We start from the raw sequence: 24,396 nt of genomic DNA, 5'->3' as shown, positions 1-24,396 counted from the left end.
ACCGCGCCGTTCGACGATCAGACGCATGGGACGATCGCGCCGTTCGACGATCAGACGCACGGAACGACCGTGCCGTTTGAGGGTCCTGCGCCGCGGACGATCGCGATCCCGGAGGGCTTGCTGACGCTGCGGGAGCGGTTCACCGATCGGCTCTGGGTCGCCGACGCCGATGTGCCGGGCACGATGGTCGACTATCTGGCGCGGCACGGGCGGCCGATCCGGTATTCGTACACCGACCGGGACTGGCCGTTGGAGACCTATCAAAATTCCTATTCCGTACGGCCGGGCAGCGCCGAAATGCCGAGTGCGGGGCGACCGCTGACCGGCCGGGTGCTGGCCGAGCTTGCCGGGCGGGGCGTCCTGGTCGCGCCGATCACGCTGCACACGGGGGTCGCGTCGGCCGAGGTGGACGAGCCGCCGTATCCGGAATGGTTCGAGATTCCGCAGGCCACCGCCGAACTGATCCGGCACGTGCACGCGGCCGGGGGCCGAGTCGTCGCCGTCGGCACGACGGTGGTGCGGGCGCTGGAGACAACCGGTGGTGCGGCCTGCAGCGGTTGGACCGACCTGATGATCGGCCCCGAACGCCGGGTCCGGGTGGTGGACGGGCTGCTCACCGGCCTGCACGAGCCGCGCGCCTCGCACCTGCGCATGCTCACCGCGATTGCCGGCGAGGAGGCGCTGCGGGCCGCCTACGCCGAGGCGCTGCGCGGCCGCTACCTGTGGCACGAGTTCGGCGACGTCCACCTGATCCTGTCCGGCGCCCGCCTGGCCGGCCCGACGACCGCGACCGCCAGGAACAGCACGACGACGACACCCGACCAGGACGCGGCGACGAGCACCCACGACCACGACGCAGCGACAGAAGCCCGCCACCGAGGCGGCAAGACAACGGCGCCCAACCGGGACGCGGTGACGGGCGCGCGCAACCGGGACACGGCGGCAGGCGCCCACAACCGGGACACGGCGGCAGGCGCCCACAACCGGGACACGGCGGCAGGCGCCCACAACCGGGACACGGCGGCAGGCGCCCACAACCGGGACACGGCGACAGGCGGCCACAACCGGGACACGGCGATGGGTGCGCACGATCCGGCAGGATCAGGCGCGCATCACCGTGGCGATGGGGATGCCGGCGGCTCGCAGGGCCGGGATGAAGCCGCCCAGGACGCCGGCCACGATTCCCGCGATGATGCCGGCCACGCCGGCCTCCCAGGGGAACTGGACGTTGTGCAGGAGCGGCTGTGAATCGCCCAGCAGCATGGAGACGACCTTGAGTGCGGCGGCGCTTGCCGCGATTGCTGCGGCGGCGGTGAGCAGGCCGGTCAGCAGCGTCTCGGCCAGCACGATGCCGGCCAGCAGGGTGCGCGGCGTGCCGACGGCGCGGCGCAGGGCGAATTCCTCGACGCGTTCGCCGACCGTTGCGAGGCCGACGTTGAGGATGCCGGCCACGCCGATGAGCAGAACGAGTCCGGCCATCGAGAAGAAGATCAGGCGCATCAGCGTCAGCTCTTTGCCGCGCTCCTTGTGGGAGTCCACCGTGGAGATCGACGTTTCGACGCCCAGGCCGCGCAGCTTGGCCGTGAGCACCTGCTCCACCGGGGTCGACGGCTGGAACATGACCTGTAACCCGCTGCCGGTGTTGGGGTCGGACAGCCCGCTCGTCGGCAGCCAGTTGGTCAGCTCGTCGGCCCGGGCGTACGCGTGTGGTTGCGAGTCGCCGTCGTCGATCACACCGATGAACTGCGGCGTGATGTTGTTGGCCGCCCCGTTGACCCGCATCTCGGCGGGCACATGATGCCGGCTGAAGCCCTTCGCCGCCTCCTGGTTGAGCACCAGCCGGGGCGCCAGCGCGGGCACGGTGGTGAAGTCCAGCCACCGGCCCGACTGCTGGTGGAACGGCCGGAACACCCGGACGTCCCCGGTCAGCGCGATGAGTCGCAGCTCGACGGCCTCGCCCTTCGGGCCGCCCTGGGCCTCGCAGTGGCCGTCGCCGTAGCAGACCCGGGCGTCGCCCCAGTTCTCGTCCAACGGGGAGCCGCCCGGGTTGACCGGGGTGACGCCGGGCTCGCCGATGATCGCCGACATGTCCATCGTCGCCACCGCGTCGGACCGGCCGCGCAGGGTGCTGGTCACCACCTCGGCGGTCCCGGGGGCCGGCGCAAAGCCCATGACCCGGGTGCCGTCGATGCCGTTGGTGAGTTCCAGGTCGGACAGCAGCGCCCGCTCGGCGATGCTCGCGCCGGCCTGCACCACCACGACCGCGAGCACCCCGAGGAAGAGGCTCACCATCGACAGCAGCGTGCGCAGCTTGCGGGCCCGGATGCCCTGCAGGCCGATGATCAGCGACGACCGGAGCCGGCCGGAGAGTCGGATCATGCCGGCACCCGCTCGGTGAGCACGCCGTCGACGAGGTCGAGGATTCGGCCCATCCGCGCCGCGTGGTCTCGGTCGTGGGTGACCAGGATCAGGCCGCAGCCGTGCTCGGTCGCCCCGAGCAGGGCGTCGATCACCAGCGTGCCGGTTTCGGTGTCGAGCGCGCCGGTTGGCTCGTCGGCCAGCAGGATGCGAGGGTTGCGAACCAGGGCCCGCGCGATCGCTACCCGCTGCTGCTCGCCGCCGGACATCTTGGCCGGTCGGTTCTTCGCCAGGTGGGCGATGCCGACCTGGTCCAGGGCCGCCATCACCCGCTTGCGCCGCTCCCGCCGGGGCAGCCAGCCCTGGCCGTTGACCAGTGCCATCGCCACGTTCTGGGCCGCGGTCAGGTGCTTGAGCAGGAAGAACCGCTGGAACACGAAGCCGAAGTGGGAGCTGCGCAGCTTCGCGGCCCGGCGCTCGGGCAGGCGGCTGATGTCCTCGCCGGCTAGCAGGTACCGGCCCGCGTCCGGCCGGTCGAACAACCCGACCACGCTCAGCAGGGTGCTCTTGCCCGAGCCGGAGCGGCCGACAATGGCCACGCTCTCGCCGGCCCGCACGGTGAGATCGACGCCGTCGAGGATCGTGCGCGGCTCCTGCTGGCCCTTGAGCACCTTGGTGATGCCGGTCAGCTCAACCAGCGGCTCTGCGACCAGGCTCATCCGGGCGCCCCCGAGCCGCCCTGGTCGGTGTTCGGCGCGGCGGTCGGCAGGTCCGGGCCCGGGACGGCGATCGTCTCGTCGCCCTTCAGTCCCTTGCGGATCTCGATGACCTTGCCGTCGGTGATGCCGAGCGTGACGTCGACGGTTCTGCGGGTGCGGTCCGGCCCGACGATGTCCACCTTGCCCTTGCCCTGCACCCCGGCGACCGCCTCGACCGGCAGCACCATCGCCTGCGTGGCCTTGGCGGTGATCACGTCGAGCGTCACGGCGGCGCCGTTGATCAGCTTGACGCCGGCGGGCGCGGTGCAGACCAGCCGCATGCCGGTCGGCTCGGAGCCTTCGGCCGAGCCACCGGCCGACGGGTCTTCGACCGCCCCCTGGGGCGGGCCGGCGGACGGCGGCGCGGAGGGATTGGTGGTCGGCGGCGGTTCGGGGATCGTCCCGGCGGGCAGTGCGGCGATCGTGCCGAGCGCCCGGCACGGGAAGGGGCCGGGGCCGTTCTTGATCTGACCGCGCACGGTCTGCACGGACCCGGAGATCCGGTACGCCTGGGAGCTGTCGATCTCGGCGACGATGCCGTACCCGGAGTGCTTCGCCGACGCCACCGGCATGCCGGCCGTGACGGCGGCATGGTCGGCCATGAGCCGGCCGGCGAAAGTGGAGCCGGTCGGGATGTACACCCGGTTCGGCGCCCCGTCCCGCCACACCGAGCCCACCCACAGCGGCTCGGTCGCGGGTTTGGCCGACGGCTGCCGGTTCACGTACCGGATCTCGCCGCTGACCGGCGCGACGATGCCGAACACCGGGTCGATCTCGACCTTGCCGGTGAGACTGAGTTGGTTGGTCAGGTCCTGCCGGGTGGGTTTCACCGTGGTCAGCACCGTGCCGCGCGGCTCGAGCCCGGGCGTGTCCGACTTCTCGGCCTGCGACGTGCACCCGCACAGCAGAGCGCCGGCCGCGGCCACCACCCCGAGGCAGGCGAGCCTGCGTCTGTCCAACGGATCCCCCTAGCGGTCCGGGGAGCCAGCGATGATCACCGATCGGCTCCGCGGTCGAGACCCTACCTGGATCATGCAAGCCCGCCGCCGCTCCGGGCCCGGCCGAGACGGCCCCCGGCAGAAGACGGCCCCCGACCGGAGACGGCCCCCGGCAGAAGACGGCCCCCGACCGGAGACGGCCCCCGGCAGAAGACGGCCCCCGACCGGAGACGGCCCCCGGTAGAAGACGGCCCCCGACCGGAGACGGGCTCCGACCGGAGAACCGGCGCGCATCCACCGGCGGGTTAGGGCCGGCCGCCGTACGAGGGATGGCCCACCGGCTCTTCCGGTGATCATTCATGAACAACGGCCCACCTGGGGATACGCTCCCTGCCGTGGCGACGCGCGTGGTGGTGCTGGGTGCGGGATTCGGCGGGCTCGAGCTGGCGACGGAGGTGTCCGGCCGCTGCGGCGCCGATGCGCAGGTGACCCTGATCGACCGGGCCGAGGGGTTCGTCTTCGGTTTCTCGAAACTGGACGTGATGTTCGGCCGGCGACAGGCCGAGCAGGTGCTGCACCGCTACGCCCAGATGGTCAGCCCCAGCGTGCGGTTCATCGGCGCGACGGTCACCGGCATCGACCCGGCGACCCGGCATGTCGAGACCACCGCCGGTGACTTCGACGCCGACGTCCTCGTCGTGGCGCTCGGCGCCGACCTGCACCCCGAGGCGACGCCCGGCCTGGTCGAGGGCGGCCACGAGTTCTACACCTTCGCGGGCGCGTGCCGGGCCCGGGACGCGCTGCGGGACTTCGCCGGCGGCAAGGTGGTCGTGGCCGTCACCTCGACACCGTTCAAATGCCCGCCCGCTCCGAGCGAGACGGCTTTGCTCGTACACGAAATGCTGGAAGCTCGTGGCCTGCGCGACCGTTCGGAGATTTCCCTGGTGATGCCGCTCGGGAAGCCGATCCCGCCGTCGCCGGCGGCGTCGGAGGCCGTGCTGGCGGCGTTCGCCGAGCGCGGCATCGAGTGGGTGCCCGAGCGGCTGGTCCGCGAGCTCGACCCGGCCCGCAAGGTCGCCGTCCTCGGTGCCGGGAGCGGCGAAAGCGGCGGCGGCGAGCTGCCCTACGACCTGTTCCTCGGCGTGCCCGTGCATCGCGTGCCGCAGGTCGTGGCCGACTCCGGGCTCGCCGTGGACGGCTGGGTCCCGGTCGATCCGCTCACCTTGGAGACCAAATTCCCGGATGTGTACGCCGTGGGCGACGTCACCAGCATCGGCACTCCCAAGGCCGGCGTCTTCGCCGAGGGTCAGGCGGCCGCGGCGGCGGCCCGCATCGTCGCCAAGGTCAAAGGCCGGACCCCGGACACCGTGTACGACGGGCACGGCGTCTGTTATCTGGAGTTCGGCCACGATCGGGTGGCCAAGGTGGGTGTCACCTTCGTCGCCGGTCAACCGCCGGTCGGCGACCTGGAGGGCCCTTCGGCCGCCCTGGCCGCCGACAAGACAGCGTTCGGCGCGAATCGGATCCGCCGCTGGTTCGGCCACGAATGGGCGTGATCTAGGAGGGACCGTGGTTCACCCACGAGCGGGGTGATCTACGGCGCGACGCCCTTGGCGACCGCCGTGACCGAGCCCTGATTTATGCCGTTCACCGAGCAGGTCTTCGTCGCCAGCGGGACGAAGACCGACTTGGTCTCGTCCGGCGGGTAGACCCGGTAGCCACGGACGCTGACCGGCTTGCACTGGGCCGCGTCGTAGAAGCCCACGTCGTGCGTGGCGAGCATGGAATGCGCGGCGCCACCGGCGGCTAGCTTGATCGTGCCGCTCGGCGCCTCGGTCTCGGCGCGGGCGAACGGCGCGTTGACCCGGTGCTCGTCGGCGCCCGCTACCCAGTGGACGCCGGGAAAGCCGGTCAGCGTGCAGGCGTGGCCCGAGACATTCTTGAACCTCAGCGGCGTGTACGTGGTGCCGGCCGCGCCGTCTCCCTCGCCCAGCGAAAGTTTGAGGTCACCAGTGTGACACCGTGGCGTGCTCGCCGACTTCGTAGCCGCGCCGGAGGCGGGAATCCGGCCGGAGCCGGTACCCGCGGCCGTGGTCGGGGCCGTGGTCGGGGCCGTGCCGGTCCCGGCGCCCGGCGAGCCGGCCGGAGTGGTGGACGTCACCGTGGTGGTCGGGGCGGCCGTGGGAGTGCCGCTCGACGACGAACAGCCGGCGGCGAACAGGAGTGGCGCGGCGGCCAGGGCCAGGAGTCGTTTCATGACAACAGTGATATCCCCCTTGGATCACCGGAACCTCACGAACTCGTGCCGCGATGGTGTTTCTTGACGTAGGTGTAACCCGGCTCGAGCGGTTTGCCGTCGACCTGCTCGTGCAGCGTGATCTGTTTCTCCGATGCGTGCGCCCCGGGCGGGAGCTTGCGCACGAACCCGTTGACGAGGTGGTCGCGCCGCTCGCTGGCCTCGTCGTCGTCCGGGTCGGCCGGCTCGACCAGCGGCGCATAGAAGAGCATGCTGACCGGCTTCTGCCCGGCCACCGCCGGGTACCACGGATAGCCGGAGGACTCGACGCTGCCCTCGACCCGGGTCAGGTACCCCTCCCGGATCAGCTGGTCGACGGCGTTGCGCAGCAGGAACGCGGCCTTGGCGCCCCGGCCGAGCCCGGTCTGCGCGGCCAGCCCGGCCTCGGCGAGCACCGCGCTGCCGTCCTCGAAGACCCGGCCCTGTTTCCGCACGGCGGCGAGCACCCGCCCCCGGTTGGAGGGGCCGGCCTCGAACTCGCGGGTGACGACCTTCGGGTCGTACTCGTGGAAGTAGTTGATCCCGTCGACGTTGATCGGCTCGTCGAGGGCCGTGGTGCGCACCAGCACCTCGGCCTTGCCGACCGGCCAGACGACCGTGACCAGCACGCCGGGGTGCAGGTCGAGCGGCCAGGCGAGGCCGGTGAGCTGCCACTCGACGTCCTCCCGGAGGGTGGATTCGAAGACCGGCCGGGTGGCGGTGCGGCCGCGCGCTCGATGCTCCAGAACAACCGAGATGGCCGCCCGGTCGCGAAGGAAGCCGACGCACTCCTCGGGCACGGCGCAGACCCCGTCCACCAGGTCGGACCGCCACAGCGCCAGCCGGCGCGTCGCCGTCTTCATGTGAGCCCGTCCTTCGGTCAGGAATCGAGAAGCGCCTGCTGACAGCCGCGACAAGAGTACGACTGGTTAGGTTAGATCAAGCCGAGCGCCCGGCCCGCGGAAAGCCGAGCGTCCGCCCGTAGAAAGCCGAGCGCCCGGCCCGTAGAAAGCCGAGCGCCCGGCCCGGAGGAGAGCCGTGCGCCCGACCCGAGGAGACGCGATGCCCAAGGCCGCGCAGACCGCCGCCGACAGCCACGACCTGATCCGCGTGCACGGCGCACGGGTCAACAACCTGAAGGATGTCAGCGTCGAGATCCCGAAGCGCCGGCTCACGGTGTTCACCGGCGTCTCCGGCTCGGGCAAGAGCTCGCTGGTCTTCGGCACCATCGCGGCCGAGTCGCAGCGGTTGATCAACGAGACGTACAGCGCGTTCGTGCAGGGCTTCATGCCGTCGCTGGCCCGGCCGGACGTCGACGTGCTCGACGGGCTGACCACCGCGATCCTGGTCGACCAGGAGCGGATGGGCGGCGACGTGCGCTCGACCGTGGGCACCGCGACCGACGCGAACGCGATGCTGCGCATCCTGTTCAGCCGCCTCGGCGACCCGCACATCGGCTCGCCCCAGGCGTACTCGTTCAATGTTCCCTCGGTCAGCGGGGCCGGCGCGGTCACCATCGAGAAGGCCGGCCAGAAGACCAAGGAGCGGCGCAGCTTCAGCATTCTCGGCGGCATGTGCCCGCGCTGCGAGGGCCGCGGCTCGGTCAACGACATCAACCTCGCCGAGCTGTACGACGAGGAAAAGTCGATCAACGGGGGCGCCATCAAGATCCCCGGCTACAGCATGGAGGGCTGGTACGGCCGGATCTTCCGCGGCGTCGGGTACTTCGACCCGGACAAGCCGATCAAGAAGTACACCAAGAGGGAGCTGAACGACCTCCTCTACAAGGAGCCGACCAAGGTCAAGATCGAGGGCATCAACCTCACCTACTCGGGGCTGATCCCGGCGATCCAGCGGTCGATGCTCTCCAAGGACATCGACGCCCTGCAGCCGCACATCCGCGCGTTCGTCGAGCGGGTCGCGATCTTCAGCACCTGCCCCGACTGCGGCGGCACCCGGCTCGCCGCCGAGGCCCGCTCCTCGAAGATCAAGGGGCTCAACATCGCGGACTGCTGCGCCATGCAGATCAGCGACCTCGCCGAGTGGGTCCGCGGGCTCCGCGAGCCGTCGGTCGCGCCGCTGCTCACCGCGCTCGGCGAGACGCTGGACTCGTTCGTCGAGATCGGCCTCGGTTACCTGTCGCTGGACCGGCCGTCCGGCACCCTGTCCGGCGGCGAGGCGCAGCGGACCAAGATGATCCGGCACCTCGGCTCGGCGCTGACCGACGTCACGTACGTCTTCGACGAGCCCACCATCGGCCTGCACCCGCACGACATCCAGCGGATGAACGACCTGCTGATCCAGCTGCGGGACAAGGGCAACACGGTGCTGGTCGTCGAGCACAAGCCGGAAGCGATCGCGATCGCCGACCACGTGGTCGACCTCGGGCCGGGCGCGGGCGGCGCCGGCGGCGAGGTCGTCTTCGAAGGCACCGTCAAGGGCCTGCGCACCAGCGGCACCCTCACCGGGCGGCACCTCGACGACCGGGCCGCGCTCAAGGACGAGGTGCGAAAGGCCCAAGGCGCTTTGGAGGTACGCGGAGCCGACACGCACAACCTGCAGAACGTGCACGTCGACATCCCGCTCGGCGTGCTCGTGGTCGTCACCGGCGTGGCCGGCTCGGGCAAGAGCTCGCTCATCCACGGTTCGGTGTCCCCGCGGGACGGCGTGGTCTCCGTCGACCAGGGCGCGATCCGGGGCTCGCGGCGCAGCAGCCCGGCCACGTACACGGGCCTGCTCGAACCCATCCGCAAAGCGTTCGCGAAGGTCAATGCGGTGAAACCGGCGCTGTTCAGCGCCAACTCCGAGGGCGCCTGCCCGAACTGCAACGGCGCCGGCGTCATCTACACCGACCTGGGCATCCTGGCCAGCGTCGCGACCACCTGCGAGGTGTGCGAGGGCAAACGCTTCGACGCGTCGGTGCTCGAATACAAGCTGGGCGGCAAGGACATCAGCGAGGTCCTGGCCATGCCGGTGACCGAGGCCGAACAGTTCTTCGGCGCCGGCGACGCGAAGATCCCCGCCGCGCACGCGATCCTCGCTCGCCTGGCCGACGTGGGCCTGGGCTACCTGAGCCTGGGCCAGCCGCTCACCACCCTGTCCGGCGGCGAGCGGCAGCGCCTCAAGCTCGCCACCCACCTGGGCGAGAAGGGCGGCATCTACGTCCTCGACGAGCCCACCACCGGCCTGCACCTGGCCGACGTGGAAAACCTGCTGGGCCTGCTGGACCGCATCGTCGACGCCGGCAAGTCGGTCATCGTCATCGAACACCACCAGGCCGTGATGGCCCACGCCGACTGGATCATCGACCTGGGCCCGGGCGCCGGCCACGACGGCGGCCGAGTGGTCTTCGAGGGCACCCCGGCCGCCCTGGTGGCCGACCGCACCACCCTGACCGGCCGCCACCTCGCCGACTACGTGGGCGCCTGATCACGGGGGCGGCGGTGCTAGCATTGCTATCACTTGTTCGTAGGTGGAGGTGAGCCGTGGCGGCCCTCAGCATTCGGGATCTGGACGACTCCGTACGCGAGAAACTGCGTCAGCGCGCGGCACGCCACGGCAGGTCGATGGAGGCCGAGATCCGCGCCATCCTGACCGAGGCCGTCGACGACGACGGGCCCCGGCCCGACCTGTTCAGCGCCCTGACGGAGCGGTTCGCCCGCCTCGGCGGCGTCGACCTGCAACCGCCGGCGCGCAACACGCCAACGCGCGCGGCGGACCTGCCGGAATGATCGTTCTCGACACCAACGTCGTTTCCGAGCTCATGCGCGCCGAACCGGCGGCCGCCGTCCTCGCCTGGACGCAGCAAAACTCCAGCAGTGGCCTCTACACGACAACCGTCACCGTCGCCGAGATCCGTTACGGCATCGCGCGGCTGCCCGAGGGGCGCCGCCGCGAGACTCTCCACCAGGCCGCCAACGAGATCTTCGCGGCGTTCCCTCGCCAGGTTCTCCCCTTCGACCTGGCGGCGGCCAACGTCTACGCGGACGTCGTCACTGTCCGGGAAGGACTGGGGACCCCGATCGACGGATTCGACGCCCAGATCGCCGCCATCTGCCGCTCCCAGGCGGCCGCGCTCGCCACCCGCAACACCAAAGACTTCAGCAACACCGGAATTGCCCTCGTCGATCCTTGGCAGGCGCCGTAACGGGCTCGCTCGGGCGTCAGGCGCTCATGCCGCCGTCCACGACCAGGGTTGCGCCGGTCATGAAGGCGCTGTCCGGGCCCGCCAGGAACAGCACCGCCGCCGCGATCTCGTCCGGCGTGGCGTGGCGGCGCAGCGGGATCATCTCGTCGAACACCTGGGCGGCGCGGTCGGCCGGCGCGCCCGTGGCCGCCACCTCGATGGCGTGCTGGAAGTCGTTGTCGATCGGCCCCGGGTGGATGGTGTTGACCCGGATCGCCCGGGAGGCGACCTCCTTGGCCAGCGTGCGCATCAGGCCCACCAGCGCGTGCTTGGCCGTGGCGTACGCGCTGATTCCGGGGTCGGAGGTCAGGCCCACCACGCTGGAGTTGATGATGATGCGGCCGCCGTCGGGCAGGGTCGGCAGGCTGTATTTGCAGGTCAGGAACGATCCTCGGACGTGCACGGCGAGCACCCGGTCGAACTCGTCGTCGGGGTACTCGGCGACGGGGGCGATCACCCCGGCCACGCCGGCGTTGCTGAAGACGATGTCGAGGCGTCCGAACCGGGCGATCGTGGCGCGTACGGCCGCCCGCACCGAGGCGGCGTCGGTCACGTCGGTGCGCAGAACGGCCGCCACGTCGTCGCCGAACTCGGCCCGGCACGCGGCCAGGCCGTCGGGCGCGATGCCGGCCAGCACCACCCGGCAGCCCTCGCGGACCATCGCTCGCGCGGTCGCCCGGCCGACGCTGCCCTCACCGCCGGTGATCAGTGCCACCTGGCCGTCCAACCGTCCCACGACGGTCATCCTCGGCGGCCGGCGGCCAGCCGTCTTGCTCAGGAGCGCACAGCGCTTGACGGAGCGCGCGGTAGTCCCGCGGGCTCGACCCGTACGCGGCCCGGAAGAGACGGCTGAAGTGGGCGGCGTCGGGCAGGCCCCAGCGCGCGCCGATCGCGCTCACCGGGCGGGAGGTGTGCAGCAGGTCGTGCCGGCACGCCTCGAGTCGGCGGCGGCGGATCCACGCGGACACCGTTGCGCCCTCGGCCTGGAACAGCTTGTGCAGGTAGCGGGTGGAGATGTGCTGCTCGGCGGCGACCTGGTCGGGGGTCAGCCACGGCTCGCCGAGATGCCGGTCGATGTAGGCGACCGCCCGGGTGAACAACGCCCGGTGCGCTGCGCCCGGGTCCTCCGGCCGCACGTCGAGATGCCCGGCCAGCGCGGTGGTCAGCAGGTCGAGCACGTTGGTGCCGAGGCGCTGGTTGTCCCGCACGTCGACCTCGTCGAGCACGTCCGCGGCCCGGCTCAGGAACGAGCTGATCAGGCCGCCGAGGCCGCTCGCGCCGGCGAACCGGGTCGCGGTGATCTTGCCGACGTCAAGAGCGGAGAGGCCGAGCAGGGCGCGCGGGAAGATCAGGACGAGCAGTTCGCAGGGGTCGTCGAAGGAGAACGTGTACGGCCGGGTGGTGTCGTAGACCGCGAAGTCGCCGGGGCCCAGGACGGCGTCCCGTCCGTCCTGCACGAGCACGCTGCCGCCGGTGCGTTGCAGGCCGAGCTTGAAGTAGTCGCCCTGCTCGGCGGAGATCAGCCGGCTGGTGCGCCGCACCTGGTGGCTGTCCGCGTCGACCTGGTAGAGCCGCAGCGGGCCGAGGCTGGCCCCGCGCAGCTCGCCGCGGAAGGCGCCGTCGCCGGTGCGGGACGCGTCGAGCGGCACGAACGCCTCGGAGACCGCGTGCCGCCAGTAGTCGAAGCGCTCGCCCGGGGGAAGGTCGTCGGTCCGCACGACATCGATCATGGTCAACCTCCGACGTCAGGAGACTCAGCCTCCTGCGGCGGGCGCGGACGGTCAAGCGGTGTGCGTTCGCATTCAAGACCTTTCCGGCGTACGGCGAGTACACCGATGACCATGGGTAGGACGATGAGCCGGCGTACCCTCCTCGGCGCGGCGGGGCTGGCCGCCGCGGGCCTGGCCGGCGCGTGCAGCAAAGGCCTCCAGAGCAGCACCACGTCGAGCGGCAAAAACATAAAGATCGGATATGTCATCCCGAAGACCGGGCCGCTGGCCGTCTTCGGCGAGTCGAACGACTACGTCTTGGGCGTTATCCGAAACGCCCTCAAAGACGGAATCACCGTGGGAAGTACGAAATATACGATCGAGATCGTCGACAAGGACAGCCAGTCGAGCAGCGCCAGAGCCGCCCAGGTCGCCGGCGAGCTGATCAGCCAGGACCAGGTGGACATCGTGCTGGCCACCTCGACGCCCGACACCACCAACCCGGTCAGCGACCAGTGCGAGGCCGCGAAGGTGCCGTGCATCGCCACGATCTGCCCGTGGGAGATCTGGTACTACCCGCGCGGCGGCAAGGACTTCGAGTACACCTATCTGCACTTCATCGGCACCCAGGCCGAGGCGCAGGTGTTCGCGAAGCTGTGGCAGCGCGTTCCCGGCGCCCCGCACACGGTCGGCGCGCTCTGGCCCAACGACGTCGACGGCGAGAGCTACCGCAAGTACTTCACCCCCGTCGTCAAGGACCTGGGATACCAGCTCGTCGACCCCGGCGCGTACCAGGACGGCACGCAGGACTTCACGCCGATCATCTCGACCTTCAAGAACGGCGGCGTCGACATCCTGCAGGCCGCCCCGATCCCGCCCGACTTCATCACGTTCTGGAAGCAGGCACACCAGAACCGCTTCACCCCGAAACTGGCCACCATCGCCAAGGCGCTGCTGTTCCCCAGCGCGGTCGAGGCGCTCGGCCCGCTCGGCAACAACCTGGTCGCGCCGGCCTGGTGGCACCGCGACTATCCGTACAAGTCCTCGCTGGACGGCACGACGGCGGCCGCCTTCGCCGACGGCTATCAGCAGAAGACCGGCAAGCAGTGGACCCAGCCGATGGGCATGGACCACGCGGTCTTCGAGATCGCGGTGGCCGCCCTCAAGGCCTCCGGCAACCCCAAGGACAGAGCCGCGGTGGCGCACGCCATCGGCCAGCTCAAGGGTGAGTCGATCACCGGCACCTACGACTTCACCAGCGGACCGGTCAAGAACGTCGCCCTCGCCCCCGACCTGATCGGCCAGTGGCGGCTCAACGCGAGCGGCAAGTTCGACCTGATCGTCGTCGACAACAGCGCGGCACCGAGCATCCCGGTCCAGGGCGACCTCCAGTTCCTGCGATGACGGCGGCCCTTGAGGTCCGCGGGGTCGGCAAGCGGTTCGGCGCGCTCACCGTGCTCGACGACGTCTCGTTCGAGGTGGCCGAGGGCGAGGCGCTCGGGGTGGTCGGGCCGAACGGCGCCGGCAAGACCACTCTGCTCGACATCGTGGCCGGGGCGCAGCGCCGCGACCACGGGCGGGTGCTGCTGTGCGGTGTCGAGGTGACCGGGATGCCGACGGCCCGGCGCTGCCGGCTCGGGCTCGCCCGGACGTTTCAGGTGCCGCGACCGCTCGGCGACCTCACCGTGTACGAGACCGCGCTGCTCGCTGCCGTGCGGGGCGGCGGCCGGCGGGGGAAGTCCGCCGAGCGCGCGGCGATCGACGCGCTCGGGCGGGCGGGCCTGCTCGACGAGGGCGACCGGCGCTCGTCCGGGCTGCGGCTGCTCTCCCGCAAGCGCCTCGAACTGGCCCGGGCGCTGGCCGCCGGGCCGCGGGTGCTGCTGCTCGACGAGATCGCCGGCGGGCTGACCGACGCGGAGACCGGGGCGCTGATCGGCACGGTCCGCGAGCTGTCCGCGGGCGGGGTCGCGATCGTCTGGGTGGAGCACGTGATCAGGGCGTTGACGCAGGTGGCGACCCGTCTGGTGTGCCTCGCCGATGGCCACGTGCTGGCCTCGGGCGAGCCCGCGGCCGTGCTCGAGGACCCTGCGGTGCGCCGGGCCTACTTCGGGCGGGGCGTGTTGTGAGCCTGCTGCGACTGGACGCTCTCGACGTACTTTATGGAGATTTTCAGGCTCTTTTCGGGGTTGATCTGGAGCTTGCGGAGAACGGTTCGCTGGCCCTGGTGGGCGCCAACGGCGCGGGCAAGACGACGCTGCTGCGCACGATCGCCGGCGCGATGACGCCGGCTCGCGGCACGATCGAGTTCGCCGGTTCGGACATCACCCGGACCAAACCCCATTTCCGGGTGCGCCGCGGGATAGCTCTCGTCCCGGAGGGGCGAAGGCTGTTCCCGTCGCTGACCGCCGAGGAGAACATCCTGGTCGGCGGCGTGCAGGCCGGCCCGGACGCGTGGCAGCTCGCCCGGATCTACGAGGTCTTCCCGCTGATCGCCCGCTGCCGGAACCGGCGCGCCGCGCTGCTGTCCGGCGGCGAGCAGCAGGCCGTGGCGATCGCCCGCGCCCTCGCTTCCGGCCCGCGGCTGCTGCTGCTCGACGAGATCTCCCTCGGCCTGGCACCGGCCATCGTGGACGAGCTTTACGAGACACTCGCGTCCCTGCGGGCGGCCGGGACCTCAATGATCCTGGTGGAGCAGGACCTCGACCGCGCGCTCGCCGCCTGCCCCTCGGTCGTGTGCCTGCTCGAAGGCCGGGTCGTCCTCGCCGGGCCGTCCGCCCGGACCAGTCGCGCGCAGGTGATCGACGCCTACTTCGGGACCGCGTCGTGACCTGGCTCAACGCGGCCGTCCAGGGCATCCTGCTGGGCGGCGAGTACGCGCTGATCGCCTGCGGCCTGTCCCTCACCTTCGGCGTGATGCGCCTGGTCAACCTGGCCCACGGCGACCTCGCGGTGTGCGGCGCCTACCTGGCCCTGGTCTTCTCGTCGGCGCTCGGCGTGCCCGCCTGGTGGGCGTTGCCGCTGATCCTGCCGCTCGCCTTCGGCGCCGGCGCGGTGCTGCAGGTGTCCGTGCTCGGCCGGGCGCTGCGCGGCGGCGACCTGGCCCCGGTCCTGGTGACCTTCGGGCTGTCGGTGGTGATCGAGAACCTGCTGCTGGTCGGCGCCGGCGCGAACACCCGCTCGCTGGAGGGCGGCCGGCTCGCCCAGGCCAGCGTCGAGCTGGCGGGCGGCATCGTGGTGTCCTGGCTGCGGGTGACCGGCCTGCTCGTGGCGCTGGCCGTGCTCGGCGTGCTGCAGGTGCTGCTCTCGTCCACGTCGTGGGGGCGCAGCGTGCGCGCCACCTCGGACGACGTCGACACCGCGCGGCTGGTCGGGGTGCGGGTGCGGCCGGTCTTCGCCACCGTCGCCGGCGTCGCGGTCGCCACCGCCGCGCTGGCCGGCGTCTTCCTCGGCATGATCTCCGCGTTCGACCCGCTCGCCGGCGGCACGCTGCTGATCTTCGCGTTCGAGGCCGTGGTGATCGGCGGCCTCGGCTCGCTGTGGGGCACCCTGGCCGGTGGCATCGCGCTCGGCCTCACCCAGCAGCTGGTCGGCGAATGGAACTCGCAGTACGCGGTCCTCGCCGTCCATCTGCTGTTCCTGCTCGTCCTCGCCGTACGCCCGCAGGGAATGTTCCGATGACTCCGGTGATCAGCCGGTGGAGCCGGACCGCCACGGTCACCTCGTCGATCGGCGGCGCGGCGGCGCTCGTGCTCGCCGCGGTGCCGTATTTCGCCGCCCGGGCCGAGACCGCGCTCATCGACCTCTTCCTGTTCGTGGCGCTGGCCAACCTGTGGAACCTGCTCGCCGGCTTCGCCGGCCTCACCTCGTTCGGGCAGCAGGCGTATCTGGGCGTCGGCGCGTACGCCCTGTACCTGTACGCGGCGGCGGGAATCGACCCGGCGCTCGGCGTGGTGCTGGCCGCCCTCACCGCCGCGGCGGTCTCGCTGCCGGTCTCCCTGCTGGTGCTCCGATTGACCGCCGGCTACTTCGCCGTCGCCACCTGGGTGGTCGCCGAGGTGCTGCATCTGCTGGCCACGGTGTCTCCGCGGGTCGGCGGCAACACCGGGGTGAGCCTGCCCGGCGTGGACCGCTATCCGCTGGTGCTGTGGCAGGCGATCACCTACTGGTGGGCGCTGGGGTTGGCGCTGGCCTGCGTGGTCGGCATCGCCGTCCTGATCCGCAGCCGGTTCGGCCTCGACGCCCGAGCCGTCCACTTCGAACCGACGGCGGCGGCCGCGGCGGGGGTGGCGGTCGGCCGGGTCCGCCGGGTCGCCTACCTCCTGTCCGCGCTCGGCACCGGCGCGGTCGGGGCGGTCGTGTTCTGCCACACCCTCTACGTCCAGCCGGCCTCGATCTTCGGCCCGCAGTACAGCGTCTACATGCTGTTCATGGTGCTGATCGGCGGCATCGGCACGTTGGAGGGGCCGCCGCTGGGTGCGCTGCTGTTCGTCACGATGCAACAGTTCCTGGCCGGCTACGGCGCGTGGTACCTGGTGATCCTCGGGGCGGTGGCCATGCTGGTGACGCTCTTCGCGCCGCGGGGGTTGTGGGGCGCGGTGGCCGGCCGCTGGGACATCTCCCTGCTGCCGGTCGGCTACCGCTACCGGCGTTCGTGAGCCCGGCTCGCGTACGTCCGCGATCGGACCACCGGGTCCGGCCGCCCCGCGATCGACGTGGTGGCCGACCGGCTCGGGCTGCGCACCTACCACTGGGCGGACCCGGTCCCGCCCCGGTCGGCGCAGGCGCGACCACACCCACCAACGGCGCCCGGGCGAGCATCGTGGCACCGAGGTCCAACGCTCGCGCCGGCCGAGCGTGGGTTCGGCCTCAGGCCGGCTGGCTGAGGGAGAGCGTGTTGCCGTCCGGGTCGTGGAACCATGCGACCCGCGCCCCGCCCGGCGCCGTCCACACCCCGCGGTCGTCGTGGTCCAGGCCCGGGTAGCGGAGGAACTCGACTCCCCCGGCCAGCAACTCGTCGACCTCGGCGGCGACGTCCTCGACCTCCCAGCCGAGGACCGTGAACGACTGGACGCGCAGCGCCGAGCCGACGTCGGTGATCCGGATCAGCCCGCCCGGCCCGTCCACCACTACCGCGAAGCCGTCCGCCGACACCACCGGCAGACCCAGCACCGACTCGTAGAACGCACGGGATCGGCCCAGGTCGGTGGAGGGCACGAAGGCGACGGTACGCGCGGAAGCGAGCATGCCCTCCACGCTGCCCCGACCTCACCCCGGAATCAACTGATCGGCCCCGGCATAGTGCTCCCACCACCTATCCCGGCGATGCTTCGTGAGCTCACCCTTCCGGCGGGCGAACAGCAGGATGTCCCCGTTGAAGTCGAATGTCGCATCCTCCGCCCCGGTGTCCAGCACGCGCCGAACAACGGTCAGCATGTTGGTCACGACCCACGGGATATCGGCGAACTTGTCCAGCCGAAACCCGACCCGGACGCAGGACTCGGGCTCCCACTCCCACGGGCCGTCGTCGGTCTCCAGGCCGAGGTAGCCGTCCTTCCCGGCGACAATCGTGACGTTGAATCCGTACTTCTCCTTGTGCTCCGCGAAGAGCCGCCGCGCGGTGCCGGTCGGACGCTCGCTCGGCTCCGGAAACGCGCGCCCGGCCACCTGGTCGACCGGAGTCTCCCCGGCAAGGGTCAGTCGGTATTCGAGAGCCATGGACCTACTTTCCCTCCCGCTGGCATGCGGGGCGGCATGGGGCGGGCCCAACCTGGGTGGGCCCGCCCTGCGTCCGGTCAGTGGATGGTGATGTTGAGCGTCCTGGTGCCGGTGGCCGGGATGCCGACCGTGCCGTCGTACGAACCGTGGTGGTCGATCCCGTTCAGGTAGTAGGTCCAGTCGATTTTCACCTGCTGGGGGCCGATCAGCCCGGTCCGGTAGGCGCCACCGGGCCCAGCGGCGGACGAGTCGAACTCGCCCATCAGGTCGCCGGTGACCGCGTTGAGCATGTGCAGTCGCCAGGTCGAGCCGGCCGGTGCGGTGACCGTGCCGGCCAGCACCGCGCCCTTCGCCGGGGTGAAGTTGTACGTGCCGGTCACCCGGTCGGCCAGGAAACGGTTGCCGACGTGCCCCGACCACTGCGACGGGTAGCCCTTGCCGAAGAACAGCAGCGGCCACCCGTACGGTCCGAGGTTGTCGAAGGTGTATCGCCCCTGCGTGTCGGTGATGGTGTTCCAGGCCGGGCCGGCGTCGCCGAATGCGCTGAACGCCACGTACATCTGGGTGAGCGGCGCGCCCGCGGCGTCCGTGAGCACGCCGGTGATCGGGCGCGGCGGGTCGAGGAGCATGGCCGGCGCGGTCACCGTCTTGCCGGGCTTGACCTGCACCCGGGCCGCCGCCGTCTGATCGCCGGTGCCGCCCGCGCGGCCGACCCACTGGTCGCCGTAGCCGGCCGGCGCCGTCCCGAAGATCTCGTACGTCCCGGTGGCCATGTGCACCGAGGTGGCCTTGCCGGTGGCGTCGGTGCAGTTGCCGTAGCCGTCCGGAAGGCCGCCCTGCCCGAGCACCTCGAAGATCGCGCAGGCGTGGGGGACCGGTGCGCCCGTCGCCCGGGCGGCCGCGGTGTACGCCACCTTGCCGCCGAGCGTCAGCCGCACGGTGATTCGGGTGGTGCGGCCGGGGGTCAGCGTGACCGGACGTCCGGCGCTCTGTAGGTAGTAGCTGTCCTCGTTCGGCGTGGCCTGCGCCGTGAACGAGCCGCCCGGCAGGTCCTCGATCGTGACCCGGTTGCCGGTGGTGGCGCAGCCGAAGCCGTCGCCGGGCGAGTCGACCCAGACGCAGTAGTCGGGCACCGGGGCGCCGCTGCGCGCGTCCACCGCGTCGACCACCAGGGTGGCCCCCGGCAGCCAAGTGTCGTCGACCGTGACGTCCGCCCCCGCGGCGACCGGGATCACCGTCGCCTCGGCCTCGGTACCCTTCCCGTACGCCCATTGGGTACGCCGGTAGTCCGGGGTGGTGAAGGAGACCTTGTAGTCGGCGGGGAAGACTCCCGCGACACTCCAGGTGCCGTCCGCCGCGGTCTGCGTGAAGAACTGGACGTCGTTGGGGAGCTGAACGGTGACCTGCATGTCGGCCTTGGGGCTGCCGCCCGTGTCGACCAGCTTGCCGTGCACGGTGGCCGGCGTGGGCCGGCGGTCGTCCACTGTGGTGTTCTGCCCGGCGACCACCGCGAACGGCCGCGCCTTGCTCTCGTCGACGGTGCCCGGCACGTACAGCTCGGCGGCGCCCTCGGTCGAGTAGGACAGCGTGTAGCCGTCGCCGGCCAGCGCCTCGCCGAGCGTGTAGGTGCCGTCTTCGCCGGTGACGGCGAACCCGATCGGGTCGCCCGCGTGATGCAGGGTCACCCGGGCGTCGGCCAGCGGCGAGCCGTCGGCCTCGGTGAGCCGCCCGCCGACGGTGCCGACCGGCAGCTTGTGGTCGTCGACCGTGGTGGTCTGCCCGGCCGTGACGGTGACCGGGGTCGCCGCGGCCTCGCTCGCCGCCTGCACCGCGAACTGCTGGGCGCTCTGCCAGCCGAAGCGGACGTGGTACGTGCCGGGGAACGCCGCGATCGAGTAGGCCCCGTCCGCGTCGGTCCACCCGTTGAGCGTGGCCGGGCTCCCGGCGGCCGCGAACACGGTCACCGTGGCGCCGGCCGCCTCGAAGTGGCCGGCGATCGTACCGGTGACCGGCTGCTGCTCGTCGACGGTGAGCGTGCCGCCCGCGGCGAGCGAATAGATGGTGGCCGACCCCTGGTCGAGCACGCCGGGCGCCCAGTGCACCAGGCCGGCGTTGTCGAACTGGAGCTGAACGCCGCCGGCGGTGATGTTGCGCAGGGTGTACTGACCGGTCGCGCCGGTCTGGGTGTCGTTCAGCCAGTCACCGTCCCCGGAGTATGCGGTGACGGTGGCATTCGCGATCGGCGTGCCGCTGCTGGTGGTGAAGACGCCCTGGACGGTGCCGACGCCGGCGGCGAGGGCGGGGGTGCTCAACGCTCCCGCGATCAGCAAGCCGACGGCTACGGCAGAGCCAAGACGAGCCGGATGAAGGCCCATCGATTCCCCCATGAGTCGTGTGTGGACCTAACGCTAGACCCGATCGGCCAATGGACCGAGCGTCTGATTTCCTACACAGCGGCACCGTGCGCGGCCCGGCGGGAGGACCGTACGAGCATGCGGCCATCTCGCAAGCTGTTGTTCGCTGCCGTGCTCGGTCTGGTCACCACCGGGCTCGGCGTGCCCGCGACCGCACAGTCCGCGCGTCCGGACCTCGATGCGGTGCGGAGCTGGAACGAACGCGCGCTGAACGCGGTGCGCGCGACCCGGGCTTCCGACGCCGACGCCGCCCGGCTCTACGCCATGGTCGACGTCGCGATGTACGACGCGGTCAACGGCATCGCCGGCACCCGCGCCCGACCGCAGCGGGCGCCGGCCCTCGTGCCCGGGCCCGGTCCGCGGGACGGGGACGAGCAGGCGGCCGCGGTGGCCGCGGCGCACGCCGTCCTGGTACGCCTGGACGTCTCGCGGGCGGCCGACTACGACGCCGCGCTGGCCGCCGACCTCGCCCGCCTCGGCTCCGGCCACGGGGTGACCAGCGGGGCGACCTGGGGTGACCAGGTCGGTGTCCGGGTGGTCGCCGCGCGGGCCGACGACGGCTCGACCCCGGTGGAGACCCAGCCGGCCGGCACCGGTCCGGGCGTCTTCCGGGCCGCGTGGCCGGGGACGCAGTACCGCCACGTCCGGCCGTTCGCGGTGACGGATCCGGCCCGGTACGTGCCGGGACCGCCGCCCGCCCTCGACTCGGTCACCTACGCGGGCGCGTTCGCCGAGGTTCAGGTGCTCGGCAACGCCGCCCTCGCCGCGCCGGACCTGCTGGCCACGTTCCAGTTCTGGGCGCTGCCGGCCGGATCCGATCAGCCGCCCGGCGAGTGGCTCCGGATCGCGCTGACCGTCGCCGCCGACCGTCGCCTGCCGCTCGGCGAGCAGGCCCGGCTGACCGCCCTGCTGACGATGGCCCTGGCCGACACGACCGTGACGACCGTGGCCACCAAGTTCACGTACCAGCATTGGCGCCCCACCACGGCGATCCGCGAGGCCGACACGGACGGCAACCCGTCGACGACGGCCGACCCGACCTGGACCGCCCGGGCCGGCGCGGTGGGCGGCACGCCCGAATACGTCTCCGGGCACAGCTCGTACAGCGGGGCCGGCGCGGCCGTCCTGCAAGGCTTCTTCTGCACCGACGCGATCCCGTTCTCGCTGGCCACCGACTCGGCGCCGGGCGGCACGGCGCGCAGCTACCCGAGCTTCTCGGCGGCCGCCGCGGAGGCCGGCCGCTCCCGGATCTTCGGCGGCCAGCACTTCGAGTTCAGCAACCAGGCGGGACTGGCGATCGGCCGGGGCGTGGCGGGTGAGACCCTGGCCACTCGGCTGCTGCGCGGCGCGGGACCGACACATTTCGGCGCCTGTCCACTGTGACGCGCCGGGCCGGACTCAGCGGGGCAGGGTCAGGATCAGGTCGACGATCAGCGCCGTCCAGCCGGTCTGGTGCCAGGCGCCCAGGCCCGCCCCGTTGTCGCCGTGGAAGTACTCCGGAAAGACGATCAGGTCTTTCCAGTCGGGGTGCTTCTGGAGGAACTCGTTGGCGCCGTAGATCGGCCGGTGCCCGTCCTCGTCCGGCACGAACAACGAGATCAGTCGGCGGGACAGGTCGTCGGCGATCCTGGCCAGCGGGATCTTCTTCTGCGAGCCCGTCGGGTACTCGGCGAGCAGATCGTCACCGAAGAACGCGGCGTACTCGCGCAGCGCCTCGATGAGCAGATAGTTGACCGGCATCCAGACCGGGCCGCGCCAGTTGGAGTTGCCGCCGAACAGGCCGCTGGTGCTTTCCGCGGGTTCGTAGCCGACCGTGAAATCCGAGCCGCCGAGCGACACCGTGAAGGGTTTCTCCAGGTGGGCGCGGGACAGGGTCCTGATCCCGTACGGGGAAAGGAACTCCTCGGGGTCGAGCATCCGGGCGAGAATGCGCAGCAGCTGGTCCTGTCCCACCATGGACAGCAGGCGCTGCTGGCGGCCCTCGGCCGACAGCCGCCGGGCGCTGATCACGTCCGCGTACTCCTGCGAGTAGCGCAGCCAGCGCAGCCGGTTCGCCAGCTCGGGCAGCCGGCTGAGGGTGGCCGCGGTGAGCCGGGTGGTGGCGGCCAGCGGCAGCAGGCCCACGATCGAGCGCACCTTCAGCGGCAGCTTGTGCCCGTCCGGCAGGCGCAGCTGGTCGTAGAAGAAGCTGTCCTCCTCGTCCCACAGCCCCTGCTGGTAGGCGGCCTCGGCGATGTACGCGAAGTGCTCGAAGAACTTCGTCGCCATGTCCACATAGGTACGGTCGTTGAGCGCCAGGCAGACCGCCATGTCGAGCAGGTTCAGCGCGTACATCGCCATCCAGCCGGTGCCGTCCGACTGCTCGAGCACCCCGGCCACCGGCAGCGCGGCGGACCGGTCGAACGGGCCGACGTTGTCCAGCCCGAGGAAGCCGCCCTCGAAGACGTTGTTGCCGCCGATGTCCTTGCGGTTGACCCACCAGGTGAAGTTCAGCAGCAGCTTGTGCATGACCCGGCCGAGGAAGTCGAAGTCACGGCCGCCGTCGATCTCGAAGACCCGCAGCGCGGCCCAGGCGTGCACCGGCGGGTTCACGTCGCCGAACGCCCACTCGTACGCCGGAATCTGGCCGTTGGGGTGCATGTACCACTCCCGCAGCAGCAACAGCAGCTGCTGCTTAGCGAAGCCGGGGTCGACGCGGGAGATCGAGACACAGTGGAACGCCAGGTCCCACGCCGCGTACCAGGGGTACTCCCAGGAGTCGGGCATCGAGATGACGTCGAAGCTGTTCATGTGCCGCCAGGCGTTGTTGCGCCCGTAGCGGCGGCCCGGCGGGGGCGGCGCCGAGCCGGGGTCGCCGGTCAGCCACTGTTTCACGTCGAAGTGGTAGAACTGCTTGCCCCACATCAGCCCGGCGATGCCCTGCCGGGCCACGGCCGCCTCGTCGGGTGTCGCCGCGGCCGGGATGATCTCGGCGAAGAACTCGTCGGCTTCGGCCTTCCGCAGACGCATCACCGACTCCCAGTCCACGCCCAGGTCTAGGCCGCCGGCCCCGTCCTCCGACTGGGCCAGCCGCAGCCGGATCGTGTGGCTCTCCCCCGGACCCAGCGTGAGCACATAGTGCAGCGAGCCCTTGGTGCCGACGCCGGCCGGGTTCACCGTCGGCGCGTCCGCGATCAGGTGGTCGTTGATCCCGTCCTTCGGATACATGGTCGTGCCCGGCTGTCCCCAGAGGCGCTGCGCGTTCGTCTCGTTGTCGCAGACCAGGGCCGGCGGCGCGTCCTGTCCTTCGAGCAGCAGCCGGCCGAGCGTGCGATGGGTCCCCTCGAGGCGGCCGGGGCGGCCGGCGAGCGAGGGCTTCGGCCGGTTCGGCAGGCCCCACGACCAGGTGTTGCGGAACCACAGCGTGGGCAGCACGTGCAGGGTGGCGGCGGCCGGCCCGCGGTTGGCGATCATCACGGCGATGCACATGTCCCGGGGCGTGGCCTTGGCGTAGTCGACCGTGACGGCCCAGTAGCGGTCCTCGTCGAAGACGCCGGTGTCGACCAGTTCGTACTCGGACTCCTCGCGGGAGCGCTGGCCGTTCACCCGGACCAGCTCGTCGTACGGGAACTCGCGCTGTGGATAGTGGTACCGCCAGCTCATCCACGAGTGGGTCGGCGTCGAGTCCTGGTACCACCAGTACTCCTTGGCGTCCTCCCCGTGGTTGCCGCCGTCGCCGCCGAGGCCGAACATCCGCTCCTTGAGGATCGGGTCCACGCCGTTCCAGAGGGCCAGCGCGAAGCAGAACGTCTGCCGCTCGTCGCAGATGCCGCCCATGCCATCGTCGTTCCACCGGTACGCTCGGGACCGCGCATGATCGTGCGGGAGGTAGTCCCACGCCGTGCCGTGCTCGCTGTAGTCCTCCCGCACCGTGCCCCAGGCACGCTCGGCCAGATAGGGGCCCCACGCGCGCCACGGCTGCTCACCGGAGTCGGCCTGCGCCAGGCGCAAGTGCTCCACGCCGTGACTCACCCCCAAACCTCGATCATCATCACCGATACGAC

21 protein-coding genes and 1 pseudogene are annotated in these 24,396 nt (G+C 71.4%); 11 read left to right on the top strand and 11 right to left on the bottom strand.

Annotated features, from left to right (window positions below):
- Window positions 1-69 precede the first annotated feature (69 nt).
- Window positions 70-741 (top strand): annotated as a pseudogene (locus ODJ79_RS42185) (S-adenosylmethionine:tRNA ribosyltransferase-isomerase); the annotation flags it as partial.
- A gap of 360 nt (window positions 742-1,101) precedes the next feature.
- Here ODJ79_RS42185 and ODJ79_RS42180 read toward each other — a convergent pair.
- From ODJ79_RS42180 to ODJ79_RS42170, 3 genes are read right to left on the bottom strand one after another with little or no spacing between them, the layout of a single operon-like run.
- Entirely contained in the window at window positions 1,102-2,379 is a 1,278-nt protein-coding gene (locus ODJ79_RS42180; RefSeq protein WP_263029343.1) for an ABC transporter permease, read from the bottom strand.
- Window positions 2,376-3,077 carry an ABC transporter ATP-binding protein gene (locus tag ODJ79_RS42175; protein ID WP_263029342.1) on the bottom strand — a complete coding sequence of 234 codons (702 nt, stop codon included), beginning with the start codon at window positions 3,075-3,077 and terminating at the stop codon, window positions 2,376-2,378. Before ODJ79_RS42175 ends, ODJ79_RS42180 begins: the two co-directional genes overlap by 4 nt.
- Window positions 3,074-4,075, bottom strand: coding sequence for an efflux RND transporter periplasmic adaptor subunit (locus ODJ79_RS42170; RefSeq protein WP_263029341.1), 1,002 nt, complete (start codon window positions 4,073-4,075; stop codon window positions 3,074-3,076). The genes ODJ79_RS42175 and ODJ79_RS42170 overlap by 4 nt, the downstream gene beginning before the upstream one ends.
- A 374-nt stretch (window positions 4,076-4,449) precedes the next feature.
- Here ODJ79_RS42170 and ODJ79_RS42165 point away from each other — a divergent pair, with 374 nt between their 5' ends.
- The gene (locus tag ODJ79_RS42165; RefSeq protein WP_263029340.1) at window positions 4,450-5,610 is read left to right on the top strand and encodes an NAD(P)/FAD-dependent oxidoreductase; all 1,161 of its coding nucleotides are present in this window, start codon (window positions 4,450-4,452) and stop codon (window positions 5,608-5,610) included.
- 38 nt (window positions 5,611-5,648) lie between these two features.
- Here ODJ79_RS42165 and ODJ79_RS42160 read toward each other — a convergent pair whose 3' ends face one another.
- Window positions 5,649-6,311 (bottom strand): DUF4232 domain-containing protein, encoded by a 663-nt coding sequence (locus ODJ79_RS42160; protein ID WP_263029339.1) that lies wholly within the window; start codon window positions 6,309-6,311, stop codon window positions 5,649-5,651.
- 35 nt (window positions 6,312-6,346) lie between these two features.
- Window positions 6,347-7,192 carry a hypothetical protein gene (locus tag ODJ79_RS42155; protein WP_263029338.1) on the bottom strand — a complete coding sequence of 282 codons (846 nt, stop codon included), beginning with the start codon at window positions 7,190-7,192 and terminating at the stop codon, window positions 6,347-6,349.
- Window positions 7,193-7,391: 199 nt separating this feature from the next.
- Between ODJ79_RS42155 and ODJ79_RS42150 the strand changes: the two genes are divergently transcribed.
- The 3 genes from ODJ79_RS42150 to ODJ79_RS42140 are packed head-to-tail and all read left to right on the top strand — an operon-like array spanning window position 7,392 to window position 10,476.
- The gene (locus ODJ79_RS42150; RefSeq protein ID WP_263029337.1) at window positions 7,392-9,758 is read left to right on the top strand and encodes an excinuclease ABC subunit UvrA; all 2,367 of its coding nucleotides are present in this window, start codon (window positions 7,392-7,394) and stop codon (window positions 9,756-9,758) included.
- Between the two features lie 56 nt (window positions 9,759-9,814).
- Window positions 9,815-10,060: a FitA-like ribbon-helix-helix domain-containing protein gene (locus ODJ79_RS42145; protein WP_263029336.1), complete on the top strand. Its 246-nt coding sequence runs from the start codon at window positions 9,815-9,817 to the stop codon at window positions 10,058-10,060.
- Window positions 10,057-10,476, top strand: a complete 420-nt coding sequence (locus ODJ79_RS42140) for a type II toxin-antitoxin system VapC family toxin (protein WP_263029335.1) — start codon at window positions 10,057-10,059, stop codon at window positions 10,474-10,476. Before ODJ79_RS42145 ends, ODJ79_RS42140 begins: the two co-directional genes overlap by 4 nt.
- Window positions 10,477-10,492: 16 nt before the next feature.
- Here the strand turns inward: ODJ79_RS42140 and ODJ79_RS42135 are convergent, their stop codons facing one another.
- Window positions 10,493-11,251, bottom strand: a complete 759-nt coding sequence (locus ODJ79_RS42135) for an SDR family NAD(P)-dependent oxidoreductase (protein WP_263029334.1) — start codon at window positions 11,249-11,251, stop codon at window positions 10,493-10,495.
- A complete protein-coding gene (locus ODJ79_RS42130; RefSeq protein WP_263029333.1) occupies window positions 11,208-12,245 on the bottom strand; it encodes a helix-turn-helix domain-containing protein in 1,038 nt (345 codons plus the stop codon). Before ODJ79_RS42130 ends, ODJ79_RS42135 begins: the two co-directional genes overlap by 44 nt.
- Window positions 12,246-12,368: 123 nt before the next feature.
- Here ODJ79_RS42130 and ODJ79_RS42125 point away from each other — a divergent pair, with 123 nt between their 5' ends.
- The 5 genes from ODJ79_RS42125 to ODJ79_RS42105 are packed head-to-tail and all read left to right on the top strand — an operon-like array spanning window position 12,369 to window position 16,879.
- Complete coding sequence (locus tag ODJ79_RS42125) at window positions 12,369-13,628, top strand: ABC transporter substrate-binding protein (protein WP_263029332.1); 1,260 nt, start codon at window positions 12,369-12,371, stop codon at window positions 13,626-13,628.
- The gene (locus ODJ79_RS42120) at window positions 13,625-14,350 is read left to right on the top strand and encodes an ABC transporter ATP-binding protein (protein WP_263029331.1); all 726 of its coding nucleotides are present in this window, start codon (window positions 13,625-13,627) and stop codon (window positions 14,348-14,350) included. The genes ODJ79_RS42125 and ODJ79_RS42120 overlap by 4 nt, the downstream gene beginning before the upstream one ends.
- On the top strand, window positions 14,347-15,051 hold the full coding sequence (locus tag ODJ79_RS42115) for an ABC transporter ATP-binding protein (RefSeq protein ID WP_263029330.1): 705 nt from the start codon (window positions 14,347-14,349) through the stop codon (window positions 15,049-15,051). Before ODJ79_RS42120 ends, ODJ79_RS42115 begins: the two co-directional genes overlap by 4 nt.
- The gene (locus ODJ79_RS42110) at window positions 15,048-15,902 is read left to right on the top strand and encodes a branched-chain amino acid ABC transporter permease (RefSeq protein WP_263029329.1); all 855 of its coding nucleotides are present in this window, start codon (window positions 15,048-15,050) and stop codon (window positions 15,900-15,902) included. The genes ODJ79_RS42115 and ODJ79_RS42110 overlap by 4 nt, the downstream gene beginning before the upstream one ends.
- Complete coding sequence (locus ODJ79_RS42105; protein WP_263029328.1) at window positions 15,899-16,879, top strand: branched-chain amino acid ABC transporter permease; 981 nt, start codon at window positions 15,899-15,901, stop codon at window positions 16,877-16,879. Before ODJ79_RS42110 ends, ODJ79_RS42105 begins: the two co-directional genes overlap by 4 nt.
- Window positions 16,880-17,090: 211 nt before the next feature.
- On the opposite strand, the gene ODJ79_RS42100 is transcribed toward ODJ79_RS42105, so the two are convergent.
- The 3 genes from ODJ79_RS42100 to ODJ79_RS42090 form a co-directional block, all read right to left on the bottom strand.
- The gene (locus ODJ79_RS42100) at window positions 17,091-17,468 is read right to left on the bottom strand and encodes a VOC family protein (RefSeq protein ID WP_263029327.1); all 378 of its coding nucleotides are present in this window, start codon (window positions 17,466-17,468) and stop codon (window positions 17,091-17,093) included.
- Between the two features lie 21 nt (window positions 17,469-17,489).
- Window positions 17,490-17,939 carry a SitI3 family protein gene (locus tag ODJ79_RS42095; protein ID WP_263029326.1) on the bottom strand — a complete coding sequence of 150 codons (450 nt, stop codon included), beginning with the start codon at window positions 17,937-17,939 and terminating at the stop codon, window positions 17,490-17,492.
- A gap of 77 nt (window positions 17,940-18,016) precedes the next feature.
- Window positions 18,017-20,251, bottom strand: a complete 2,235-nt coding sequence (locus tag ODJ79_RS42090; protein ID WP_263029325.1) for a carboxypeptidase-like regulatory domain-containing protein — start codon at window positions 20,249-20,251, stop codon at window positions 18,017-18,019.
- A gap of 180 nt (window positions 20,252-20,431) precedes the next feature.
- On the opposite strand from ODJ79_RS42090, the gene ODJ79_RS42085 reads away from it, so the two are divergent.
- Window positions 20,432-21,736 (top strand): vanadium-dependent haloperoxidase, encoded by a 1,305-nt coding sequence (locus ODJ79_RS42085; protein ID WP_263029324.1) that lies wholly within the window; start codon window positions 20,432-20,434, stop codon window positions 21,734-21,736.
- Between the two features lie 15 nt (window positions 21,737-21,751).
- Here the strand turns inward: ODJ79_RS42085 and ODJ79_RS42080 are convergent, their stop codons facing one another.
- Window positions 21,752-24,364, bottom strand: coding sequence for an MGH1-like glycoside hydrolase domain-containing protein (locus ODJ79_RS42080; protein WP_263029323.1), 2,613 nt, complete (start codon window positions 24,362-24,364; stop codon window positions 21,752-21,754).
- Window positions 24,365-24,396: the final 32 nt, after the last annotated feature.

Origin of the sequence: Actinoplanes sp. KI2, assembly GCF_025630775.1 — a bacterium.
Classification (GTDB): Bacteria; Actinomycetota; Actinomycetes; order Mycobacteriales; family Micromonosporaceae; genus Actinoplanes.
Note: the sequence above shows the minus strand (reverse complement) of the source record. Positions and strands in the feature narration are given on the sequence as shown.